General features: G+C 60.7%; 19 protein-coding genes and 1 other RNA gene. 2 read left to right on the forward strand and 18 right to left on the reverse strand.

Translation table 11 applies throughout. The features are described 5' to 3' along the window. Nucleotides 1-3 precede the first annotated feature (3 nt). From lpxC to rsmI, 18 genes are all read right to left on the reverse strand, one after another. Complete coding sequence (gene lpxC / locus EAH78_RS16765) at nt 4-915, reverse strand: UDP-3-O-acyl-N-acetylglucosamine deacetylase (RefSeq protein WP_007943488.1); 912 nt, start codon at nt 913-915, stop codon at nt 4-6. Between the two features lie 112 nt (nt 916-1027). Continuing rightward, a complete protein-coding gene (gene ftsZ / locus EAH78_RS16770; protein ID WP_007943486.1) occupies nt 1028-2221 on the reverse strand; it encodes a cell division protein FtsZ in 1194 nt (397 codons plus the stop codon). 71 nt (nt 2222-2292) lie between these two features. Further along, nucleotides 2293-3552 (reverse strand): cell division protein FtsA, encoded by a 1260-nt coding sequence (gene ftsA, locus EAH78_RS16775; protein ID WP_140668491.1) that lies wholly within the window; start codon nt 3550-3552, stop codon nt 2293-2295. A gap of 15 nt (nt 3553-3567) precedes the next feature. Next, complete coding sequence (locus tag EAH78_RS16780; RefSeq protein ID WP_140668492.1) at nt 3568-4437, reverse strand: cell division protein FtsQ/DivIB; 870 nt, start codon at nt 4435-4437, stop codon at nt 3568-3570. Between the two features lie 4 nt (nt 4438-4441). Then, a complete protein-coding gene (locus tag EAH78_RS16785) occupies nt 4442-5410 on the reverse strand; it encodes a D-alanine--D-alanine ligase (protein WP_140668493.1) in 969 nt (322 codons plus the stop codon). Continuing rightward, a complete protein-coding gene (murC, locus tag EAH78_RS16790; RefSeq protein ID WP_140668494.1) occupies nt 5407-6867 on the reverse strand; it encodes a UDP-N-acetylmuramate--L-alanine ligase in 1461 nt (486 codons plus the stop codon). Before murC ends, EAH78_RS16785 begins: the two co-directional genes overlap by 4 nt. Beyond that, on the reverse strand, nt 6860-7930 hold the full coding sequence (gene murG / locus EAH78_RS16795; RefSeq protein WP_140668495.1) for an undecaprenyldiphospho-muramoylpentapeptide beta-N-acetylglucosaminyltransferase: 1071 nt from the start codon (nt 7928-7930) through the stop codon (nt 6860-6862). The genes murC and murG overlap by 8 nt, the downstream gene beginning before the upstream one ends. After that, on the reverse strand, nt 7920-9137 hold the full coding sequence (gene ftsW, locus EAH78_RS16800) for a putative lipid II flippase FtsW (protein WP_140668496.1): 1218 nt from the start codon (nt 9135-9137) through the stop codon (nt 7920-7922). The genes murG and ftsW overlap by 11 nt, the downstream gene beginning before the upstream one ends. Further along, nucleotides 9134-10480, reverse strand: a complete 1347-nt coding sequence (murD, locus tag EAH78_RS16805; RefSeq protein WP_140668497.1) for a UDP-N-acetylmuramoyl-L-alanine--D-glutamate ligase — start codon at nt 10478-10480, stop codon at nt 9134-9136. Before murD ends, ftsW begins: the two co-directional genes overlap by 4 nt. Nucleotides 10481-10486: 6 nt before the next feature. Beyond that, nucleotides 10487-11569 carry a phospho-N-acetylmuramoyl-pentapeptide-transferase gene (gene mraY, locus EAH78_RS16810; protein WP_123435073.1) on the reverse strand — a complete coding sequence of 361 codons (1083 nt, stop codon included), beginning with the start codon at nt 11567-11569 and terminating at the stop codon, nt 10487-10489. Beyond that, on the reverse strand, nt 11569-12936 hold the full coding sequence (locus EAH78_RS16815; RefSeq protein WP_140668498.1) for a UDP-N-acetylmuramoyl-tripeptide--D-alanyl-D-alanine ligase: 1368 nt from the start codon (nt 12934-12936) through the stop codon (nt 11569-11571). The genes mraY and EAH78_RS16815 overlap by 1 nt, the downstream gene beginning before the upstream one ends. Then, nucleotides 12929-14392, reverse strand: a complete 1464-nt coding sequence (locus EAH78_RS16820; RefSeq protein WP_140668499.1) for a UDP-N-acetylmuramoyl-L-alanyl-D-glutamate--2,6-diaminopimelate ligase — start codon at nt 14390-14392, stop codon at nt 12929-12931. The genes EAH78_RS16815 and EAH78_RS16820 overlap by 8 nt, the downstream gene beginning before the upstream one ends. Further along, complete coding sequence (locus EAH78_RS16825; RefSeq protein WP_193560087.1) at nt 14392-16131, reverse strand: peptidoglycan D,D-transpeptidase FtsI family protein; 1740 nt, start codon at nt 16129-16131, stop codon at nt 14392-14394. The genes EAH78_RS16820 and EAH78_RS16825 overlap by 1 nt, the downstream gene beginning before the upstream one ends. Next, entirely contained in the window at nt 16131-16424 is a 294-nt protein-coding gene (gene ftsL, locus EAH78_RS16830; RefSeq protein WP_123435077.1) for a cell division protein FtsL, read from the reverse strand. Before ftsL ends, EAH78_RS16825 begins: the two co-directional genes overlap by 1 nt. Next, the gene (rsmH, locus tag EAH78_RS16835; RefSeq protein WP_170219128.1) at nt 16421-17368 is read right to left on the reverse strand and encodes a 16S rRNA (cytosine(1402)-N(4))-methyltransferase RsmH; all 948 of its coding nucleotides are present in this window, start codon (nt 17366-17368) and stop codon (nt 16421-16423) included. Before rsmH ends, ftsL begins: the two co-directional genes overlap by 4 nt. After that, complete coding sequence (gene mraZ, locus EAH78_RS16840) at nt 17365-17820, reverse strand: division/cell wall cluster transcriptional repressor MraZ (RefSeq protein WP_008147486.1); 456 nt, start codon at nt 17818-17820, stop codon at nt 17365-17367. Before mraZ ends, rsmH begins: the two co-directional genes overlap by 4 nt. A 355-nt stretch (nt 17821-18175) precedes the next feature. Further along, an RNA gene (gene rnpB / locus EAH78_RS16845) (RNase P RNA component class A) lies at nt 18176-18529 on the reverse strand. Nucleotides 18530-18604: 75 nt separating this feature from the next. Next, nucleotides 18605-19510: a 16S rRNA (cytidine(1402)-2'-O)-methyltransferase gene (gene rsmI, locus EAH78_RS16850; protein WP_170219129.1), complete on the reverse strand. Its 906-nt coding sequence runs from the start codon at nt 19508-19510 to the stop codon at nt 18605-18607. 176 nt (nt 19511-19686) lie between these two features. Here rsmI and EAH78_RS16855 point away from each other — a divergent pair, with 176 nt between their 5' ends. Both EAH78_RS16855 and EAH78_RS16860 read left to right on the forward strand, forming a co-directional pair. Beyond that, on the forward strand, nt 19687-21498 hold the full coding sequence (locus EAH78_RS16855; protein WP_140668501.1) for a penicillin-binding protein activator: 1812 nt from the start codon (nt 19687-19689) through the stop codon (nt 21496-21498). Beyond that, complete coding sequence (locus EAH78_RS16860) at nt 21498-21860, forward strand: YraN family protein (RefSeq protein ID WP_140668502.1); 363 nt, start codon at nt 21498-21500, stop codon at nt 21858-21860. The genes EAH78_RS16855 and EAH78_RS16860 overlap by 1 nt, the downstream gene beginning before the upstream one ends. The last annotated feature ends 12 nt before the right edge of the window (nt 21861-21872 follow it).

The following is a 21872-nucleotide window of genomic DNA, read 5'->3' on the forward strand; positions in this document are numbered from 1 at the left end:
TGCTTACACGGCCGCGACGGGACGCATGTAAGAGATCGGTGCAGTGCTGGCGTCTTCGAAAGTCACGACTTCCCAAGCATCTGTCTGCTCAATCAACTTGCGCAGCAGCTGGTTGTTCAATGCATGTCCGGACTTGAAGCCCTTGAACTCACCAATCAGGCTATTGCCCAGCAGGTAGAGGTCACCAATTGCATCGAGGATCTTGTGCTTCACGAATTCGTCTTCATAGCGAAGGCCGTCTTCGTTCAGTACACCATCCGCGTCGACCACAATAGCGTTTTCAACGCTGCCGCCGAGTGCGAGGTTGTGCTTGCGCAGGTACTCGATGTCACTCATGAAACCAAAGGTACGGGCGCGGCTGACTTCTTTTACGAACGAAGTACTGGAAAAATCCACGCTTGCACTTTGTGTGCGGTTACGGAAAACCGGGTGATCGAAATCGATCTCGAAACTCACCTTGAAGCCTTCGAAAGGGACAAAAGTGGCGCGCTTGTCGCCGTCTTCCACTGTCACTTCCCGCAGGATCCGGATGAACTTCTTCGGTGCGTCCTGTTCTTCCAGGCCGGCCGACTGAATCAGGAATACGAAAGGTCCAGCGCTACCATCCATGATCGGTACTTCGGACGCGGAGAGCTCGACGTAGGCGTTATCGATGCCCAGGCCAGCCATGGCCGAGAGCAAGTGCTCCACCGTGTCCACTTTGACGTCACCGTTAACCAGAGTGGTCGACATAGTGGTTTCGCCAACGTTTTCTGCGCGAGCAGGAATCTGCACCACAGGATCGAGGTCAGCACGACAAAACACGATGCCGGTGTCGATAGGCGCGGGCTTGAGGGTCAGATATACCTTCTCCCCGGAGTGCAGGCCTACACCTGTGGCACGGATAATATTTTTCAGTGTGCGTTGTTTAATCATGGCTTGGGCCGCTTCAGCGCAAATTGCGAACTGGTATCAACAAAGGCTGGCGATGATAGCAGACCAGACCTTTGCTGAACACCAATCAACTTCATAGCCCTGATACATTCCATCAATCAGCCTGACGACGCAGGAAAGCCGGGATGTCCAGGTAGTCCAGATCATCTTGCGGATTCATCTTCGCGGCAGTCGCAGCACCGGCCTGAGCCTGGTTGCGCATGACGGTCGGACGGTCCAGGTCACGGTAGTTCACCGCTGGCTGTTCCTGACGAGCGGGCGCCGATTGTTGTGGCTGGGAGGCCATAGAGGTGTGAACGGTGTTGTCGATGACCTTCACAGGCTTCTCGATTTTCGCGCCCAGACCGGTAGCAACCACCGTCACGTGCAACTCGTCGCGCATGTCCGGATCGATAACGGTACCGACCTTGACCATGGCGTGCTCGGAAGCGAAGGCTTCGATGATGCTACCCACGTCGGAGTACTCACCCAGGGACAGGTCAGGACCGGCGGTGATGTTCACCAGGATGCCGCGTGCACCTTGCAGGTTCACGTCTTCGAGCAACGGGTTGCGAATGGCCGCTTCGGTGGCCTCGCGTGCACGGTTCGGACCGCTGGCGCAGCCAGTGCCCATCATCGCCATGCCCATTTCGCTCATCACGGTACGGACGTCGGCAAAGTCGACGTTGATCATGCCCGGACGCTTGATGATGTCGGAGATACCGCGAACGGCACCGGCCAATACATCGTCGGCCTTGGCAAATGCGGACAGCAGGCTTGCGTCCTTGCCAAGAATGGTCAGCAGTTTCTCGTTGGGAATGGTGATCAACGAGTCGACGCTTTCAGACAGCAGACGGATGCCTTCGTCGGCGATCTGCATGCGCTTGCGACCTTCGAACGGGAACGGACGAGTCACCACCGCAACGGTGAGGATCCCCATTTCCTTGGCCACTTCGGCAATGATTGGCGCCGCACCGGTACCGGTACCGCCGCCCATGCCAGTGGTGATGAACACCATGTTGGTGCCCTGCAGGACTTCGGCAATGCGCTCACGGTCTTCGAGAGCGGCCTGACGACCTACTTCAGGGTTGGCGCCGGCGCCCAGACCTTTGGTCACGCCGGTGCCCAGTTGCAGGATGGTCCGCGCGCCGATGGATTTCAGCGCCTGGGCATCAGTGTTGGCGCAGATGAATTCAACGCCTTCAATGTTGCTCTTGACCATATGGTTGACAGCGTTGCCGCCGCCTCCGCCAACACCGATAACTTTAATAACCGGGCTTGCGGGGATGTTGTCTACGAGTTCGAACATTTTCCCTCTCCTTTACGTTCTCTAGTTTTTTCGCCTACTGCCTGTCTCTACAACGGTGCTGCGGTAAATCTTTAGAAGTTGCCTTGTACCCAGCTCTTGATGCGATCGAGCAAGGCGGCTTTCGGTTCTTCATTGCTGTAGCTGTCGCGACTGCTGATGCCCGAGAACGAAATCCCGTCGGACTGCTTCTGCAGGCCGTACATCAACAGGCCAACGCCCGTGGAATAAATCGGGTTGCGGACCACGTCGTCCAGGCCCTTGACGCCATGCGGCACGCCCAGGCGGACCGGCATGTGGAAGATTTCTTCAGCCAGTTCAGTGGCGCCTTCCATCTTCGACGTACCGCCGGTCAGCACGATGCCGGCCGGGATCAGGTCTTCGTAGCCGCTGCGACGCAGTTCGGCCTGGATCAGCGTGAACAGTTCGTCGTAACGCGGCTCGACCACTTCGGCCAGGGCCTGACGGGACAGCTCGCGCGGTGGACGATCGCCAACACTTGGCACCTTGATGGTTTCACCGGCACCGGCCAGTTTGGCCAGGGCGCAGGCGTAGCGAATCTTGATTTCTTCGGCGTACTGGGTCGGGGTGCGCAACGCCATGGCGATGTCGTTGGTCACCTGATCACCCGCAATCGGGATCACCGCGGTGTGACGGATCGCGCCTTCGGTGAAGATGGCGATGTCGGTGGTACCGCCGCCGATGTCCACCAGGCACACGCCCAGCTCTTTCTCGTCGTCGGTCAGCACCGAGTAGGCCGAAGCCAGTTGCTCGAGAATGATGTCGTCGATTTCCAGGCCACAGCGACGCACACATTTTTCAATGTTCTGTGCGGCGTTGACGGCGCAGGTGACCACGTGAACCTTGGCTTCCAGGCGTACGCCGGACATGCCCAGTGGCTCACGAACGCCTTCCTGGTTATCGATCACGTAATCCTGCGGCAGGGTGTGCAGCACGCGCTGGTCAGCCGGGATCGCCACAGCCTGGGCTGCGTCGAGGACGCGCTCAAGGTCGGCCGCGCTGACTTCGCGATCACGAATCGCCACGATGCCGTGGGAGTTCAGGCTGCGGATGTGATTGCCGGCCACGCCGACAAACGCCGAGTGAATGCGGCAACCGGCCATCAGCTGCGCTTCTTCGATAGCGCGCTGGATCGACTGGACGGTGGACTCGATGTTCACAACCACGCCTTTCTTCAGGCCACGGGACGGATGGGTACCGATCCCGACGATTTCCAGCGTGCCGTCGTCCGCAACCTCGCCGACCAGCGCCACCACCTTGGAGGTGCCGATATCGAGACCGACGATCATTTTGCCGCTTTGCACGTTTGCCATGGGTCCTGCCTCTTCTTAATTCTTCGCGACAGCGGGTTGGGCTGTCGTGGGCGCTACAGGTTCCCGCCAGCCAACAGCGAGGCCGTTGGCGTAGCGCAGATCGATGCGCGCAATGTTCGTAATCTGTTCTTTGAGCGTCTTTTCATAGATGGCAATGAAACGGCGCATCTTCTCCACCAGGTTGCCGCGCCCCAGCAGCAGTTCGATCCCCGGGCCGGCACTGCCGGCTCCGGTAGTCAGGAACCAGCTGCCACGTTCACGCAACTCCAGGCGTGCAATCGAGAAGCCCAGCGGCCTGAGCATCTGGCTCAGCACCTGGTATTGCTGCATCACTTGCTGTTGAGCCCGTTGTGGGCCGAACAGCTGTGGCAAGTGTTCGTAGTTCGCCAGCTCACGCGGGGTAAACGCCTGGCCCTGGTTGTTCAACAGCGATTCATCGCCCCAACGGGCCACCGGCAGTTGTTCTTCCAAGCGGATTACCACTTGATCCGGCCACACCCGACGCACTTCGGCGTGGGCAATCCATGGCATCGTCTCAAGCTCGGTGCGCATGCTTTCCAGGTCGATGGTGAAGAAGCTCGACGCCACGTACGGGGCGATCCGCTGCTGCACGGCTTGCTGGCTGATGTAACTCAAATCACCCTGCACGTTGATCTTGGTGATCGGCCGGTCGGCGTACGGCAGCAAACGCTGCGCGCCTTCGTAAGTGCCAAACCCCAGTGCAACCAACAGCACTGGCCAGAACAACGCTTTGAGAAAACCAAAATTGGCTTTCGGCAGGCGCATCGACATCGGCTCTTTCGCCACCATTCGGCTGGCGCCCCGTGGCACCGGCTTGCGGCCGGGTGCGGGTGGAGGCTGATGTCTTAGCTGCGCGCCTTGCATGGTCTTACCCTCGCGGCTCGTTGTTGCCGGTAATGCTGGCGGCCAGAATCGCCAGAACCAGTTGCTGGAAATCCAGACCGGCAGCACGGGCCGCCATCGGCACCAGGCTGTGATCGGTCATGCCCGGCGCGGTGTTCACTTCCAGGAACCAGAACTGCCCGTCGGCGTCCTGCATCACGTCTGCCCTGCCCCAACCGGCGATACCCAGCGCCTCGCAGGCTTTCGCCGTGAGGTCCATGAGTTCCTTTTCCTTGGTGCTGTCGAGCCCGCACGGAATGCGGTACTGGGTATCGTTGGCGATGTACTTGGCGTCGTAGTCGTAAAAACTGTGCGTCGTGCCCAGGGCAATCGGAGGCAACACCTGGTCACGCAGGGTGGCGATGGTGAACTCCGGACCGTGAATCCATTGCTCGACCAACACTTGCGAATCGTAGGTACTGGCCGCTTTCCAGGCGTCGATCAACTCGGGCGTGGAACTCACTTTGGCCATACCGATACTTGAACCTTCATGCGCCGGTTTGACGATCAAAGGGAAGCCCAGTTCCGTCGCGGCGGAAATACAATCGGCCTCGCTGCTCAAGACGGCGTGACGCGGTGTCGGAATACCCAGGCTGTGCCAGACCTGTTTGGTCCGCAGCTTGTCCATGGCCAGCGCCGAAGCGAGAATGCCGCTGCCGGTGTACGGAATGCCCAGGCATTCGAGCAGGCCCTGCATGCTGCCGTCTTCACCGCCACGACCGTGGAGGATAACGAAGGCGCGATCGATTTTTTCGTTGAGCAAACGCTGCAACAGGTCGTCGCCGACGTCGAGGCCGAACGCGTCCACACCGGCACTTTGCAGTGCCGCGAGGACCGCGTTACCGGACTTCAGCGACACCTCACGCTCGGCACTCTTGCCGCCAAACAGCACGGCGACGCGGCCGAAATCTTTCGGCGCGACGGTGGAAACGAGGTTGGCGTAAGCAGCAGTCATTTCAACTTCCCCACGGCAGGTGCAGCAACGGCACCGGCGAACAACGGACTGTTCAACAGTTTTGGCGCGAGACCACCGATATCACCGGCGCCCTGGCACAGCAGGATGTCGCCGGCACGCAGCAGCGGCTTGACCAGCGGCGCAAGGTCGACACCACGCTCGATGTAGATCGGGTCGAGCTGACCGCGCTGGCGGATGCTGTTGCACAACTTGCGGCTGTCAGCGCCCGGGATCGGCTCTTCGCCGGCCGGGTACACTTCCATCAGCAGCAGGACGTTGGCATCGGCCAGTACATTGACGAAGTCGTCGTACAGGTCGCGGGTGCGGCTGTAACGGTGCGGTTGGTAAACCATCACCAGACGGCGCTCCGGCCAGCCACCACGTACGGCCTTGATCACGGCGGCGACTTCGGTCGGGTGGTGACCGTAGTCGTCGACCAGCATCACGTGGCCGTCTTCGACCGGCAGTTCGCCGTAGACCTGGAAGCGTCGACCGACGCCCTGGAACCCGGACAGGCCCTGGACAATGGCTTCATCGCTGACACCCTCGTCAGAGGCAATGCAGATGGTCGCCAGCGCATTCAATACGTTATGGTTGCCCGGCATGTTCACCGAGACATCCAGTGGCTCGCGGTCAGGGCGCAGCACGGTGAAGAAGGTCTGCATACCCTGCTGACGCACATTGATCGCGCGCACGTCGCAGTCATCGCCGAAGCCGTAGGTGACGGTCGGGCGCTTGACCAGCGGAAGGATTTCACGCACCACCGGATCGTCCAGACACACCACGGCCAGACCGTAGAACGGCAGGTTGTGGAGGAACTCGACGAAGGTTTTCTTCAGTTTGTTGAAGTCACCGTCGTAGGTCGCCATGTGGTCGGCGTCGATGTTGGTGACCACGGCCACCAGCGGCTGCAAGTGCAGGAAGCTGGCGTCGCTTTCATCGGCTTCGGCGATCAGGTAACGGCTGGTGCCGAGCTGGGCATTGGTGCCCGCGGCATTCAGTCGTCCACCGATGACGAACGTCGGGTCCAGGCCACCTGCCGCGAACACCGAAGCGATCAGGCTGGTGGTGGTGGTTTTGCCGTGGGTACCGGCGACGGCGATACCGTGGCGGTAGCGCATCAGCTCGGCCAGCATCTCGGCGCGCGGGACCACCGGAATACGGCGTTCCAGCGCAGTCGCGACTTCCGGGTTGGAGGTGTTGACGGCGCTCGACACCACCAGCACATCAGCAGACGCGGCGTTCTCGGCGCGGTGACCGATAAAGATGTGCGCGCCGAAAGATTCCAGGCGCTCGGTGACCGGCGAAGCCTTCAGGTCGGAACCGGACACGTCATAGCCCAGGTTCAACAACACTTCAGCAATACCGCACATGCCCACGCCGCCGATGCCGACGAAGTGGATTTTACGGATGCGGCGCATTTCCGGTTGCGGCATGGCTTTCTGATTCTCAACCATGGGCCACCTCCAGGCAGGTATCGACCACGTTACGGGTGGCATCGGGTTTGGCCAGGCGGCGTGCCGCAGTAGCCATCTCGTTGAGTCGTTGTGGTTGCATCAGGACCTCTGTCAGGCGAGCGGCAAGATCCGCTGCGCCAGTCGTTCTTTGCGGCATCAGGAAGGCAGCGCCTTCACGGGCCAAATAATCGGCGTTGCGGGTCTGGTGATCGTCGATCGCGTGGGGCAAAGGCACCAGCATCGAGGGCAGACCGGCGGCGGCCAGTTCACTGATGGTCAACGCGCCTGCGCGGCACACCACCAGGTCGGCCCAGCCATAGGCTTGGGCCATGTCTTTGATGAAAGGCTGCACTTGCGCCTCGACGCCAGCCGCGCGATAGCGCTCTGCAGTCACCTCATCGTGGTTTTTACCGGCCTGATGAAACACTTCCGGACGCAGGTCGGGGGCGACTTGCGACAGGGCTTCAGGCAACAATTTGTTCAACGGTTCTGCGCCCAGGCTTCCACCCAGGATCAGCAAACGCGCCTTGCGACCGGCCAGGGCGGGTCGCACTGTTTCGAGGAACAGCTCGGTGCGCACCGGGTTACCGGTGGTCCTACGGCTGTCCGACAGGGTAAAGGTGTCGGGGAACGCTTCACAGACTCGGGCGGCCAACGGCACCAGCAACCGATTGGCGGTACCGGCCACGGCGTTCTGTTCGTGAACAATCACAGGAACACCAGCCAGTTTGGCGGCAACACCGCCGGGGCCGGTCACGTAACCACCGAAGCCGACCACGCACACGGGCCGCAGCTGACGAATGATCGCCCGCGCCTGCCAGACGGATTTGAGCAACATGAACGGCGCCTTGAGCAGAGACAATTTGCCCTTGCCGCGCAAGCCGCTGGCGTTGATCCGATGCAGCTCGATACCGGCCATCGGTACCAGGTCGTTCTCGATACCGCGCGGCGTTCCGAGCCAATGCACGGTGTAACCGCGGGCCTGGAATTCACGAGCGCAAGCCAGTGCCGGGAACACATGGCCCCCGGTGCCGCCCGCCATAATCAATACGTTAGCGCCCATGGGGTGGCTCCTCGGCGAAGTCACTCTCATGGAACTCCATCTCTTCGCTGCCCAGGTGGGTTCGACTCTCCCACTCGATGCGCAGCAACAAGCCGAGACAGGCACCGCATATCACCAACGAACTGCCGCCATAACTGAGGAACGGCAGGGTCAGGCCTTTGGTCGGCAGCAGGCCGACGTTCACGCCTATGTTGATCAGGAACTGACCAATCCACAGGAACGACAGGCCGTACGCGATGTAAGCGGCGAAGAACTGCTTGGCCTTCTCGGCCCAATAACCGATGTACATGCCACGAATACAGACAAAGACGAACAGCGCCACGGTGCACAACGAGCCCACGGCCCCCAGCTCTTCAGCGAGCACCGAGAACACGAAGTCGGTGTGGGCTTCCGGCAGGTAGAACTGTTTTTGCACGCTGTTGCCCAGGCCAACGCCCAGCCATTCGCCGCGACCAAACGCGATCAATGCCTGAGACAACTGATAACCGGCACCAAACTGGTCGGCCCACGGGTCGGCAAAGTTGGTCAGGCGCGCCATTCGATACGGCTGCACTTGAATCAACAGCACCACCGCCGCGACGGCCAGGACCACCATCAAGGAAAACCGGAACAGCCCGACCCCGCCCAGGAACAGCATGGCCGCCGCCGCCCCCATCATCACGACGGTGGCACCGAAGTCTGGTTCCATCAACAACAGGCCGGCCATTGGCAGCAGCACGATGAACGGTTTGAAGAAGCCCATCCAGCTTTCGCGCACTTCTTTCTGGCGACGCACCAGATAGCCGGCGAGGTAGATCACCACAAACACCTTGGCGATCTCGGAAGGCTGAACGTTGAAGAAGCTGAAGCCGATCCAGCGCATCGAACCGTTCACTTCACGACCGATCCCCGGAATGATCACCATCACCAGCAAACCGAATGCACCCAGCAACATCAGCCAGCCCAGGCGTTGCCAGGTGGCGATCGGGATCATCATGGTGATGACGCAGGCACCCAGGCCCAGAACGATGTAGATAAGGTGGCGGATCATGTAATACAGGGCACTGCCCGACTGTACCGCGGCGACTTCGGTCGAGGCCGATGCAATCATGACCAGCCCCAGGCCGATCAGGGCCAGGCAACCGGCGAGCATCGGGAAGTCGAGATCGACACCGCGCCCGGTGATGATCGGCGACGGATAAGGCTTGATGATGTTTTTCAGGCTCATGCCAGTTCCTCCACGGCTTGGACGAACTGGTGACCACGGTCTTCGTAGTTCTTGAACATGTCGAAACTGGCGCAGGCGGGTGACAGCAGCACCACGTCACCGGGGTGGGCTGCTGCGCGGCATTGCTCCACGGCTTCGACCAGCGAACCGACGCGGATCAGCGGCACGGCATCGCCGATAGCCTGGCCGATTTTGTCGGAATCACGGCCCATCAGGATCACGGCGCGGCAGTTGACTGCCACCGGATCACGCAGGTCATTGAACTCGGCACCCTTGCCGTCGCCCCCGGCGATCAGCACGACCTTGCCGTCGATGTCCGCGCCCAAACCTTCGATGGCCGCCAGCGCGGCACCGACGTTGGTGGCCTTGGAATCGTTGTAGTAGCCGACGCCGTCCAGATCACGCACCCACTGGCAGCGATGCTCGAGGCCGGCAAAGCTGCGCAGGGCCGTGAGCATGGCATCGAAGGGCAGACCGACGGCGTGGCCCAGCGCCAGTGCCGCCAAGGCGTTGGACTGGTTGTGGGCGCCACGAATTTTCAACTCGCGCACCGGCATCAGGTTCTGGAATTCGAAGGCCAGGTACTTCTCGCCGTCTTCTTCGCGGATACCGAACGCCTTGAAATCAGGCTTGCTCAAACCGAAGGTCCAGCACGGCTGGCCCTCGCCCATCAATGGACGGCTCAGGGCGTCCTGACGGTTGACCACAAACTGCCTGGCGCCACGGAAGATCCGGTGCTTGGCCAGGTGATAGGCCGGCAGACCGCTGTAACGGTCCATGTGGTCTTCGCTGACGTTGAGCACGGTCGCCACTTCAGCGTTCAGTTGATCGGTGGTTTCCAGCTGGAAGCTCGACAGTTCCATCACGTACAGCTCGATGTCGTCGCTGAGCAGGTCCAGCGCCGGCGTACCGAGGTTGCCACCGACCGCCACACGCTTGCCCGCCGCGACTGCCATCTCGCCGACGAGGGTGGTGACGGTGCTTTTCGCATTGGAACCACTGATGGCAACAATCGGCGCCTTCGCGTTACGCGCGAACAGCTCGATGTCGCCGGACAACTTCACGCCACGGGCGGCAGCAGCCTGCAGGGCCGGGGTCGCCAGCGCCAGGCCAGGGCTCACGTAGAGCTCGTCGGCACGGCACAGGAACTCGACGTCCAACTCGCCACAACGCACTTCCACGTGCGGATAGTCACGCTTGAGCGTGGCCAGTTCCGGTGGATTTTCCCGCGTATCGGCCACAGCAAACGACGTGCCCCGGTTCGCCAGGAAGCGAACCAGGGACATGCCGCTCTTGCCGAGGCCGACAACGATGCGGAAGTGGTCAGAAGCGATCAGAGACACGAGTTTCTACCTCAGCTTCAGGGTGGCAAGGCCGACCAGTACGAGAATCACGGTGATGATCCAGAAACGGACGATCACGCGTGGCTCAGGCCAGCCCTTGAGTTCAAAGTGGTGGTGAATCGGTGCCATGCGGAACACGCGGCGACCGGTCATCTTGAAAGAAGCCACCTGGATGACCACCGACAGGGTCTCCATCACGAACACACCGCCCATGATGAACAGGACGATTTCCTGACGGACGATCACCGCGATGGTGCCCAAGGCCGCGCCCAGTGCCAGCGCGCCGACGTCGCCCATGAACACCTGGGCCGGATAGGTGTTGAACCAGAGGAATCCGAGGCCGGCACCGATCAGCGCGCCGCAGAACACGATCAATTCACCCGCGCCCGGTACATAAGGAATCAGCAGGTATTCAGCGAACTTCACGTTACCCGACAGGTAGCAGAAGATCCCCAGGCCGCCGCCGACCATCACAGTCGGCATGATTGCCAGGCCATCGAGGCCGTCAGTCAGGTTAACCGCGTTGCTTGAGCCAACGATCACGAAGTAGGTCAGGACGATGAAGCCTGCGCCCAGCGGAATGCTGTAATCCTTGAGCATCGGCAGGATCAGGGTGGTTTCCACCGGGGTGGCGGCAGTCATATAAAGGAAGATCGCTGCGCCGAGACCGAACACCGACTGCCAGAAGTACTTCCAGCGACTCGGCAAGCCACGGGAGTTCTTCTCGATCACTTTGCGGTAATCGTCGACCCAGCCGATCGCGCCGAACAGCAAAGTCACCAGCAGCACAGTCCAGACATAACGGTTGCTCAGGTCTGCCCAGAGCAAGGTGCTGACGCCGATGGACGACAGAATCAACGCGCCACCCATGGTCGGCGTACCCGACTTGGACAAGTGCGACTGTGGACCGTCGTTGCGAACGGATTGACCGATCTGACGGTTCTGCAAAGTGCGGATCATCCACGGGCCATAGCACAGCGACAAAACCAGCGCGGTCAGCACACCGAGAATCCCGCGCAGGGTCAGGTACTGGAAGACCGCGAAGCCTTTGTAGAACTGTTGCAGATACTCCGCTAGCAGCAGCAGCATTAATGTTTCTCCAGACTGGGCCCGCACAAAGCGGTGACGATGTTTTCCATCGCAGCGCTGCGCGAGCCCTTGATCAAAATGGTGGTGTTGGTGTCTTGCTCGGCACCCAGCGCCTTGATCAGTTCAGCCTGAGTGCTGAAGTGAAAGGCCTGTGGACCGAAAGCGTTTACGGCGTGAACCATCATGGGTCCGACGGCATACAGCGCGGATACTTTGCCGCGGGCGTATTCGCCCACATCGCGGTGCCCCTGCTCCGCCCAATCGCCCAACTCGCCGATATCCCCGAGCACCAGGACGGTGCGACCGGAAAAGCCGGCGAGTATATCAACGGCGGCGCACATGGAGGTGGGGTTTGCGTTGTACGTGTCATCAATCACGCGCATGCCGTTGGTAGCCAATTGCGCGACGGTGCGACCCTTGACCGGTTGCACGGCGGCCAGGCCCGAGGCGATGCCGAACAGCGACACGCCCAAGGCGTGAGCGGCAGCAGCAGCGGCCATGGCGTTGGCGACGTTATGCGTGCCGAGCAGGTTCAATTGAACACGCTCCACGGCGTCAGGCGTGTGCAGGTTGAACGCCGGGCAACCGCGAGCGTCGCGGTCCAGGTCGCTGGCATAGAAGTCAGCGCTGAGGTTGCTCAGGGCGAACGTCAGCACTTTGCGACCGGCCGCGCGGGTCTTCCAGATTTCAAAAGCCTTGTCGTCAAGATTAAGAACGGCGATGCCATCGGCCTCGAGCCCTTCGATAATTTCGCCTTTGGCTTCAACGATTTTTTCCGGCCCGCCAAACTCGCCAACGTGGGCAGTCCCGGCGTTGTTGAGGATGGCCACGTGGGGTTTGGTCATGCCCACGGTGTAGGCAATTTCGCCCAGGCGCGAGGCACCGAGTTCGATCACGGCGGCGGTGTGTTCCGGCGCGAGTTCGAGCAAGGTCAGCGGCACGCCGAGGTCGTTGTTCAGGTTGCCACGGGTCGCCAGCACCGGACCGCGCGTGCGCAGGATGCTCGCGAGCATTTCCTTGACCGTGGTCTTGCCGCTGGAACCGGTGATGGCAGCGACCGGGTTGGTGAACGCCGCACGGTTCAGCGCGCCCAGTTGGCCGAGCGCTTGGCGGGTGTCCTTGACCAGCAGTTGCGGCAACGCGCTGTCGGCGACTTCACGCTCGACCAGTGCGGCCACCGCGCCTTTGCTGGCTACGTCGTTCAGGTAATCGTGACCGTCGAAACGCGGGCCGGTCAGGGCAATAAACAGTTGTCCGGGCTTGATCGCACGGCTGTCGATGCTGACGCCATCGAACGTGGCATCGGCAGCGAGCAGTTGGCCGTTCAATGCGCCGGTCAGTTCGCTCAGTTTCAAGGCTTTAAGCATGAGCCACCTCCCAAGCAGTCAGGGCATGATCGGCCTCGACCAGATCGGAGAAGTCGTGACGCTCGCCGTTGATTTCCTGATAGTCCTCGTGACCTTTACCGGCCAGGACAATCACGTCATCCGCCGAAGCGCTGGCGATCAACTGGGCAATCGCCTGGCCACGGCCGGCCACGAACGTCACTTTATCCACAGCCTTGAAGCCGGCGCGGATGTCATCGAAGATCACGGACGGGTCTTCGGTGCGAGGGTTGTCATCGGTGACCAGCACGCCGTCGGCCAGACGCTCGACCACTTCGGCCATCAGCGGACGCTTGCCGCGATCACGATCGCCGCCGCAGCCGAACAGGCACAGCAAGCGGCCCTTGGCGTGTGGGCGCAGGGCCATCAAGACTTTTTCCAGCGCGTCCGGGGTGTGGGCGTAATCGACCACCACCAACGGCTGGGTGCCGCCGCCGAGGCGCTGCATGCGACCGGCCGGGCCTTCGAGCTTTGGCAGGACGTTGAGAATTTCGTCCAGTGCATAATCCAGACCGAGCAACGCACCGACTGCGGCCAGGACGTTGCTCAGGTTGAAGCGACCGAGCAAGGTGCTGCGCAAATGGTGCTCGCCCTGCGGCGTCACCAACGTGGCGCGCACGCCTTCGTCATCAAATTGCGCTTCACGGCAATACAGGTAGGCGCTGTTGTCTTCGAGGCTGTAGGTGATCAACCGCGACTCACGCTTTTCGGCAGCCAGTTGCCGGCCGAATTCGTCGTCGAGGTTCACCACCCGGCACTTCAAATCGTTCCAGGCAAACAGCTTGGCCTTGGCTTCGCCGTAGGCCTGCATGGTGCCGTGGTAATCGAGGTGATCGCGGGACAGGTTGGTCATCACCGCCACGTCAAACGCCAGCGCGGTGACGCGGCCCTGATCCAGGCCATGAGAAGAAACTTCCATGGCGACCGCTTTGGCGCCGGCCTTTTTCAGGTCGGCCAGGGTCGCTTGCACCGCGATTGGATTCGGTGTGGTGTGCAGGCCGCTTTCCAGCGCGCCGTAGAAACCGGAGCCCAATGTGCCGACGATGCCGCAATGTTGACCCAGCAGATCAAGCGCCTGGGCCACCAATTGGGTCACGCTGGTTTTACCGTTGGTGCCGGTCACGCCGACCAGATTCAGGTGACGGCTCGGGTCGCCATAAAAGCGCCCGGCGATGTCCGACAGCTGCGCGGCCAGGCCTTTGACCGGAATCAACGGCACGTCGGTAATCGGCAACACGGTCGAGCCTTCGACTTCATACGCCACCGCGGCAGCGCCGCGTTGCAGCGCGTCAGCGATGTGCTCACGACCGTCGAAACGCCCGCCAGGCACAGCGAGAAACAAGTCGCCAGCGCGCACGTTGCGGCTGTCGAGCGCCAATTCGCGGATCAACAGATCACGGCCGGCGTGGGCGAAAATTTTATTCAGACTTAGAGACATCAGCCGCGCCCTCCATTGGCTTTCAGCGGAACAACGGGGGTCGCGTTCGCGGTTTGCGTCGGCGGCAGGTTGTCCGGCGTGATGTTCATCAGGCGCAGCGTCCCGGACATCACTTTGCTGAACACTGGCGCCGAAACCAGACCACCGAAGTAACCGGCCTTGGTCGGTTCGTCGATCACCACGACGATTGCGTAACGTGGATCGCTCATCGGGCCAAAGCCGGCGAACAGCGAACGGTAAGAGTTCTCGGCGTAGCCCTTGGTGCCCACCGACGTTTTACGTGCAGTACCCGACTTGCCGGCCACGTGATACGCCGGCACCTGCGCGCGGAACACACCACGCGGCGCTTCGATCACTTGGGTCAGCATGCCCTGCATGGTTTTCGCGACGGCTTCCGGCAGCACTTGCGTGGTCTGCGGCGGCGTGTCGGTTTTGATCAGGGTCAGCGGCGCGAGGCGACCGTTGTTGGCCAGCGCCGAGAAGGCGTGGACCAGTTGGATCGCGGTCACGGAAATACCGTAGCCGTAGGACAGCGTGGCGGTTTCAGCCTTGCGCCATTCGCGGTAGTTAGGCAGGTTGCCGACGCGCTCGCCCGGGAAGCCGAGGCCGGTGTCCTGGCCGAGACCGACTTTTTGCGCCAGGCGGAAAATCGTTTCGCCGCCGATATCGAACGCGACCTTACTCATGCCGACGTTACTGGAATTGATCAGAATCCCGGTCAGGTCGAGCACCGGGCCTTCGGTCTTGGATACGTCCTTGATGGTGTACTTGCCGATCTGCAAGGAGCCTGGGTACACCTCGACGGTGTCGCTCGGTTTCCAGCGGCCGGTCTCGATGGCGGCGCTCATCGAAATCGCTTTCATGGTCGAACCCGGTTCGAACACGTCGATCATCGCGCGGTTACGCATCATCGCCGGTTGCAGGTTGCGACGGTTGTTCGGGTTGTAGGTCGGCTGGTTGACCATGGCGAGGATCTCGCCGGTCTTCACGTCCATGATCACCAGGCTGCCGGCCTTGGCGCCGTTCTCGATGATCGCGTTTCGCAGTTCGCGGTTGGCCAGGTATTGCAGGCGCAGGTCAATGGACAACGCCAAGGGCTTGCCGGCCTTGGCGTTTTTGGTGACCTGGACATCCTTGATCAACCTTCCGCGCCGGTCCTTGATGACCTGACGCTTGCCGGCGACCCCGGCGAGCCATTCGTCGTAGGCCAGTTCGACCCCTTCACGACCGTGGTCATCGATGTCGGTAAATCCAACCATGTGCGCGGTGACTTCACCGGCCGGGTAGAAACGCCGGAACTCTTCAATGCCGTAGACGCCCGGTACTTTCAGGTCGAGCACCGACTGGCCCTGCTCGGGGGTCAGCCCGCGCACCAGGTAAATGAATTCTTTGTTGGCCTGGGCTTCGAGACGTTCAGCCAGGGCTTTAGGGTCCTGGCCCAGCGCGGCGGCGAGGGCCGGCCATTTTTCCTTGGCCGTTTGCATTTCCTTGGCGTTGGCCCACAGCGTGGTGACCGGTGTACTCACGGCCAACGGCTCGCCGTTACGGTCGGTGATCAGACCACGGTGAGCGGGAATCGGAATATGACGAACACTGCGCGCATCGCCCTGACCTTTAAGGAAGGCACGGTCGATGACTTGCAGGTCGATGATGCGCCAGGAGATCGCCGCAACCATGATGCCGAGAAGCCCCAGCACCACGCGAAAACGCCATGGGAACATTGCCCCTTCGAGTTTCATCATGGCGTCACCATCTGCACTTCAGCGGCGCCGGGAATGCGCATCTTCAGTTGTTCGGTGGCCAGCACTTCGATTCGGCTGTGGGCGGTCCAGGTGCTCTGTTCGAGAATCAGCCGGCCCCACTCGGCTTGCGCCTTGTCGCGCACGCTCAACTCGTTGTACAGCGAGTTCAACAGCTGACGGTTCCAGTGGGCGCTATACGACACGCCGATTGCCGAAACGAGCACGGCCAGAAACAGCAGCAGCATGAAAAAGCTTCCGCCGGGCAGTGGCTTGGCGAACAGCTTGCTCACCGCAGCTTCTCCGCGACGCGCATGACGGCGCTACGGGAACGTGGGTTGGCTTTGAGTTCGGCCTCGGAGGCGGACTGGGCTTTGCCATGGATTTTGATGATCGGTTCGAAAGCGACGTGACGCACCGGCAGATTGCGCGGCAAGTTGTCGGCTTCACCCTTTACAAGTTTGCGCATGAACAATTTGACGATGCGGTCTTCCAGCGAGTGGAAGCTGATAACGACCAGGCGGCCGCCGACTTGCAGGCAATCCAGCGCAGCTTCGAGGCCGGCCTCCAGATCGCCCAACTCGTTGTTGACGTGAATACGCAGGCCCTGGAACGCACGGGTCGCCGGGTTCTTGCCCTTTTCCCACGCCGGGTTGGCGACTTTGAGGACTTCGGCCAGATCACCAGTGCGTTCGAACGGCTTGATGTCGCGGCGCTCGGCCACCGCACGGGCCATACGACCGGAGAAGCGTTCTTCGCCGTACTCTTTGAACACACGCGCGATTTCTTCCACCGGCGCGGTGTTGACGAACTCGGCAGCGCTGATCCCGCGAGACGGGTCCATACGCATGTCCAGCGGGCCGTCATTGAGGAAACTGAAACCGCGCTCAGGGTCGTCGAGCTGCGGCGAAGACACGCCGAGGTCGAGCAAAACGCCGCTGACCTTGCCGGCCAGACCGCGGTCTGCGACTTCCGAACCGAGCTCGGCAAAGCTGCGCTGCACAACGACAAAGCGGCCGTCTTCGGCCGCTAGCGTCTGCCCGGTGGCAATTGCCTGAGGATCCTTGTCAAATCCGAGCAACCGGCCATCAGGCCCCAGCTGGCTCAAGATCAGCCGGCTGTGACCGCCGCGCCCGAACGTACCGTCCAGATAGCAGCCATCAGGACGTACGGCGAGAGCCTCGACGGCTTCGTCAAGCAGTACGGTGATGTGGTTAAAGCCGCTATCAATAGTCACAGGATCAAATCACGCAGTTCATCAGGCATGGCGCCCGGTTGTTGAATAGCAGCCAGGTCAGCGGCAGAAACCGCATCCCAGGCATCCTCGTCCCATAATTGGAACTTGTTCAGTTGGCCTACCAACATCGCGCGCTTATCCAACTTGGCATATTCACGAAGACGCGGCGGAACCAGAAAACGACCACTGCCATCGAGCTCGAGGTCGACGGCATTACCAATCAGTAAACGTTGCAGGCGGCGGTTCTCTTCGCGAAGCGAAGGCAGTGCGCGCAGTTTGGTTTCAATAATTTCCCACTCATCGAGGGGGTAAACGCACAAACATGGATCAACGGCATCGATTGTCACGATTAACTGACCGGAACTACGCGAAACGAGCTCGTCACGGTACCGGCTCGGCATGGCGAGACGGCCCTTTGCATCGAGACTGATAGCGTTAGCTCCGCGAAACACGTCAGCGTTTCTCCAAATTTTAGCGTTTTACGTTCAAAAAACCCACTTCATGCCACTTTCCGCCACTTGCGCACACTATAGGAATGCGGCCACCGCACCGTCAAGGCGCGGATTAAAGGAAAACCCTTACAGAACTGAGATTTAGGAGCGCAGGAGGAGGTGTTACGGGAATCTGACGTGTCATTCGTCTCAATAACTTGAATCAGCACAGATGGCTGCGTTCGAAAGTTAAAGTAGTTTGTTAAGAGTAAGATTTTTTTGGTATTACGAAAGTGCTTCTGCTGATGATTCTGAACGGAGGGAAATTGCCATCACTGGCGCCCTGCTCAACGATTCAAACAGGGAGGGGAAAAAGGTGGAGAGTCGATCTGTAAGCCGGGTTCTGTCTTGAACAGTCATTCGTCTACGATGGCCATCACTGGACATCTTTAGCAACCTACCCGGTCCCAGCGCGGGCCACGCCTTGGGACCCTATTTGGTCTTGCTCCAAGTGGGGTTTACCTAGCCACGAACTGTTGCCAGACGTGCGGTGCGCTCTTACCGCACCTTTTCACCCTTACCGGCGCCGAAGCGCTTAGGCGGTTATTTTCTGTGGCACTTTCCGTAGGCTCACGCCTCCCAGGCATTACCTGGCACTTCGCCCTATGGAGCCCGGACTTTCCTCCCCCCCCTAATTTTCATAGAGGGCAGCGACTGTCCGATCGACTCTCCGCCGCGAAGGTTAACGGCAGAGCGTCCGAAGAACAAGCGCTAAACGCCTTTGGCCCCTCCAGCACGTCGGGTTTTACTCGCCCTTTTGCTTATCCAGAGCGACCTGATACAGCACATTCTTGCGTTCGCCGGTGATTTGCGCCGCCAATGCCGCTGCACGCTTGAGCGGCATCTCCTCCAGCAACAGGTTAAGGATGCGCATCGCTTCGCTGCTGACCGCGTCTTCGGTCTCGGGCGCCGCCCAGCCAGCCACCAACACCACACACTCCCCGCGCTGCTGATTACTGTCCGACTCGACGAACTCGCGCAACTCGGCCAGCGGCAGGCCTTTAAGGGTTTCAAAGGTTTTAGTGATTTCCCGAGCCAGCAACGCCTGGCGCTCGCCACCGAATACCAGCTCCATGTCTTGCAGGCATTCAAGGATGCGGTGCGGCGCTTCGTAGAAAATCAGCGTGCGCGGCTCTTCCTTTACCAGCTCGAGACGCGCGCGGCGACCGACAGCCTTGGCCGGCAGGAAGCCCTCAAAAATGAACCGGTCGGATGGTAAACCCGCCGCCGACAGCGCCGCGATCAATGCGCAGGCTCCCGGCACCGGCACCACATTAATCCCCGCAGCACGGGCCTGACGCACCAAGTGATAACCGGGATCGGAAATCAACGGCGTGCCGGCATCGGAGATCAGCGCCACATCGTCGCCGGCCAGCAGACGCGTGATAAAGCGGCTACCTTCATCCCGTTCGTTGTGTTCGTGACAGGCCGCCAGCGGCGTAGGAATACCAAAATGTTGCATCAACCGCTGGGAGTGACGAGTGTCTTCGGCAGCAATCAACGCGACGTCGCGCAGGATCTTCAGCGCACGCGCACTGATGTCGTCCAGGTTGCCGATGGGCGTCGCCACCACATAAAGCGAGCCAGCAGCGGAATTCAAAGCACCTGGAGCAGTCAAAGCGCACACCTCATGATCGGTAAAAGGCGACATTGTAGCGCGTAGCGGCGCTTGCGATACGCTTGGCCCTTGCCGGGTTTTTCCGCCATTTGTGCAGTGCTGCAACATTTACACGAGCTAAATTGATCGATTCACGCCACTAACATCGCGCCCCGGCCAGTGCTTGGGTACAATTCCACGCTAATTTGATCGAGTATCAGGAACACTACATGATCGCTTGCCTGCGGCTGTTCACTGCCCTCTGCCTCGCTGCCCTGTTGGCGGCTTGCGCCAGCTCGCCCTCCTCCAGCCTTGGCGAACTTCCACGGACCCCGGATGCCAGCATCGAGCAACTGCTCGAGCAGGCGAATCAAAGCAAGGATCCGGAAAAAGCCGCCCTGTTGCGCCTGAGCGCAGCAGATGTGGCCTACCGCCAAGGGAATGCCGGCCAGTCCGCGCAAATCCTGCAGTTGGTTCCGGTCGAGCAACTCAAACCAGGCCCACAAGTCTTCGCCAGCACGCTGGCGGCGGAACTGGCGATGGTGCGCAACCAGCCCAAAGCGGCGCTGACTGCCTTGAGCCATCCGAGCCTGCAACATCTGAGTGAATTGCCCGTCGAGCAACAGGTTCGCACCGGCACTGTTCACGCTCGCGCCCTTGAAGCCGATGGCCAGACACTGGCCGCCGCACGGGAACGTATTTTCATCGCACCGATGCTGAGCGGTGAAGCAGCCAGCAAAAACCACGAAGCGATCTGGACCCTGATCGCCTCGTTGCCAACCGATCAGCTGCAACCCACCATTTCCGACGACCTCGGTGGCTGGATGGGCCTGGCGCTGGCCGTCAAATCGGCCGGTACGCTGGAACAACAGCAAGCGGCGATTGATAACTGGCGCGCGCAAAACCCTAAACACCCTGCCGCCGTTCATCTGCCGCAGGCACTGACCAACCTCAAGGAACTGGCCAGCCAGCCCCTGAGCAAGATCGCCCTGCTGCTGCCACAGGACGGCCCGCTGGCCTCGGTCGGCAAAGCGCTGCGTGAAGGCTTCATGGCGGCTCACTACCAGGCTCAACAAGCCGGGCAGAAGCCACCGGCCATCGAGTTCTATGACAGCTCGAAGCTGACGTCGATGGACGAGTTCTACCGCAAGGCCCAGGCCGATGGCGTGCAACTGGTGGTTGGCCCGCTGGAAAAGCCGCTGGTCAAACAGCTCAGCTCGCGTCCGCAATTGCCAATCACCACTTTGGCGCTGAACTACAGCGAAGGCGAACAAGGCCCGCCCCAACTGTTCCAGTTTGGCCTGGCCGCTGAAGACGAAGCCCGTGAAGTGTCTCGCCGCGCTCGCGCCGATGGCCTGCATCGCGCTGCGATCATGGTGCCGAAAGGCGAATGGGGCGATCGTGTACTTCGGGCATTCAGCCAGGACTGGCAAGCCAACGGTGGCACCATCGTCGCCACCGAACGCGTAGACCAACCGGTTCAACTGGCCCAGCAGATCGCTGACATGTTCCAGCTGCGCCAGAGTGAAGGCCGCGCAAAAAGCCTGCAAAGCACCGTCGGCTCGCAGGTCGCTGCCCAGCCTTCGCGTCGTCAGGACATCGAGTTCATCTTCCTGGCCGCGACTCCGCAACAGGCCCAGCAGATCAAACCGACCCTGAACTTCCAGTACGCAGGCGATGTGCCGGTTTACGCCACCTCCCACGTGTTCAGTGCCAGCGGCGACGTGAACCAGTACAACGACATGAACGGTATTCGCTTCTGTGAAACTCCATGGTTGCTGGACGCCAATGATCCACTGCGTAAACAGGTGACGGCGCAATGGCCACAAGCCGGCGGCAGCCTCGGTCGTCTCTACGCCATGGGCGTCGATGCCTACCGCCTGGCGCCACGCCTGGGGCAACTCAAGGCTTTGCCGGACAGCCGCATCGCCGGCCAGTCGGGCAGCCTGGGCATGACTCAGAACCAACGCGTCGTGCGCCAGTTGCCTTGGGCCCAGTTCGTCAACGGTCAGGTTCAACGCCTGCCGGACACCCCGAACTGATGCCTGACAGATCACGCCAGCAAAGCGGTCAAGATGCCGAGCGCCATGCGCTCGAACATCTTCAACAACACGGTCTGCGCCTGTTGGCGCAGAACTGGTTGTGTAAACGCGGCGAGCTTGATCTGGTCATGCTTGATGGCGATACAGTAGTATTCGTTGAAGTCCGCTACAGAAAAAACACCCAATGGGGTGGCGCGCTCGATAGCATCGATGAGCGCAAACGGCAGAAACTGATTTTCGCCGCACAGTATTTTCTTCAGCGCGAGTCGCGTTGGGCCAATTCCCCTTGCCGCTTCGACGTGGTTGCCATCGACAGCAAACTTGATCAGTTGAACTGGATTCAGAATGCCTTCGACAGCTGATCGCTTGCGCCC

Source organism: Pseudomonas arsenicoxydans, from assembly GCF_006438915.1.
In the GTDB taxonomy this organism is placed as follows: domain Bacteria; phylum Pseudomonadota; class Gammaproteobacteria; order Pseudomonadales; family Pseudomonadaceae; genus Aquipseudomonas; species Aquipseudomonas arsenicoxydans_A.

What these genes read in the sequence shown, in the direction of transcription:
- lpxC (WP_007943488.1), bottom strand. Translation starts at nt 915, where the DNA reads ATGATTAAACAACGCACACTGAAAAATATTATCCGTGCCACAGGTGTA.
- ftsZ (WP_007943486.1), bottom strand. Translation starts at nt 2,221, where the DNA reads ATGTTCGAACTCGTAGACAACATCCCCGCAAGCCCGGTTATTAAAGTT.
- ftsA (WP_140668491.1), bottom strand. Translation starts at nt 3,552, where the DNA reads ATGGCAAACGTGCAAAGCGGCAAAATGATCGTCGGTCTCGATATCGGC.
- EAH78_RS16780 (WP_140668492.1), bottom strand. Translation starts at nt 4,437, where the DNA reads ATGCAAGGCGCGCAGCTAAGACATCAGCCTCCACCCGCACCCGGCCGC.
- EAH78_RS16785 (WP_140668493.1), bottom strand. Translation starts at nt 5,410, where the DNA reads ATGACTGCTGCTTACGCCAACCTCGTTTCCACCGTCGCGCCGAAAGAT.
- murC (WP_140668494.1), bottom strand. Translation starts at nt 6,867, where the DNA reads ATGGTTGAGAATCAGAAAGCCATGCCGCAACCGGAAATGCGCCGCATC.
- murG (WP_140668495.1), bottom strand. Translation starts at nt 7,930, where the DNA reads ATGGGCGCTAACGTATTGATTATGGCGGGCGGCACCGGGGGCCATGTG.
- ftsW (WP_140668496.1), bottom strand. Translation starts at nt 9,137, where the DNA reads ATGAGCCTGAAAAACATCATCAAGCCTTATCCGTCGCCGATCATCACC.
- mraY (WP_123435073.1), bottom strand. Translation starts at nt 11,569, where the DNA reads ATGCTGCTGCTGCTAGCGGAGTATCTGCAACAGTTCTACAAAGGCTTC.
- EAH78_RS16815 (WP_140668498.1), bottom strand. Translation starts at nt 12,936, where the DNA reads ATGCTTAAAGCCTTGAAACTGAGCGAACTGACCGGCGCATTGAACGGC.
- EAH78_RS16820 (WP_140668499.1), bottom strand. Translation starts at nt 14,392, where the DNA reads ATGTCTCTAAGTCTGAATAAAATTTTCGCCCACGCCGGCCGTGATCTG.
- EAH78_RS16825 (WP_193560087.1), bottom strand. Translation starts at nt 16,131, where the DNA reads ATGAAACTCGAAGGGGCAATGTTCCCATGGCGTTTTCGCGTGGTGCTG.
- rsmI (WP_170219129.1), bottom strand. Translation starts at nt 19,510, where the DNA reads ATGTCGCCTTTTACCGATCATGAGGTGTGCGCTTTGACTGCTCCAGGT.
- EAH78_RS16855 (WP_140668501.1), top strand. Translation starts at nt 19,687, where the DNA reads ATGATCGCTTGCCTGCGGCTGTTCACTGCCCTCTGCCTCGCTGCCCTG.
- EAH78_RS16860 (WP_140668502.1), top strand. Translation starts at nt 21,498, where the DNA reads ATGCCTGACAGATCACGCCAGCAAAGCGGTCAAGATGCCGAGCGCCAT.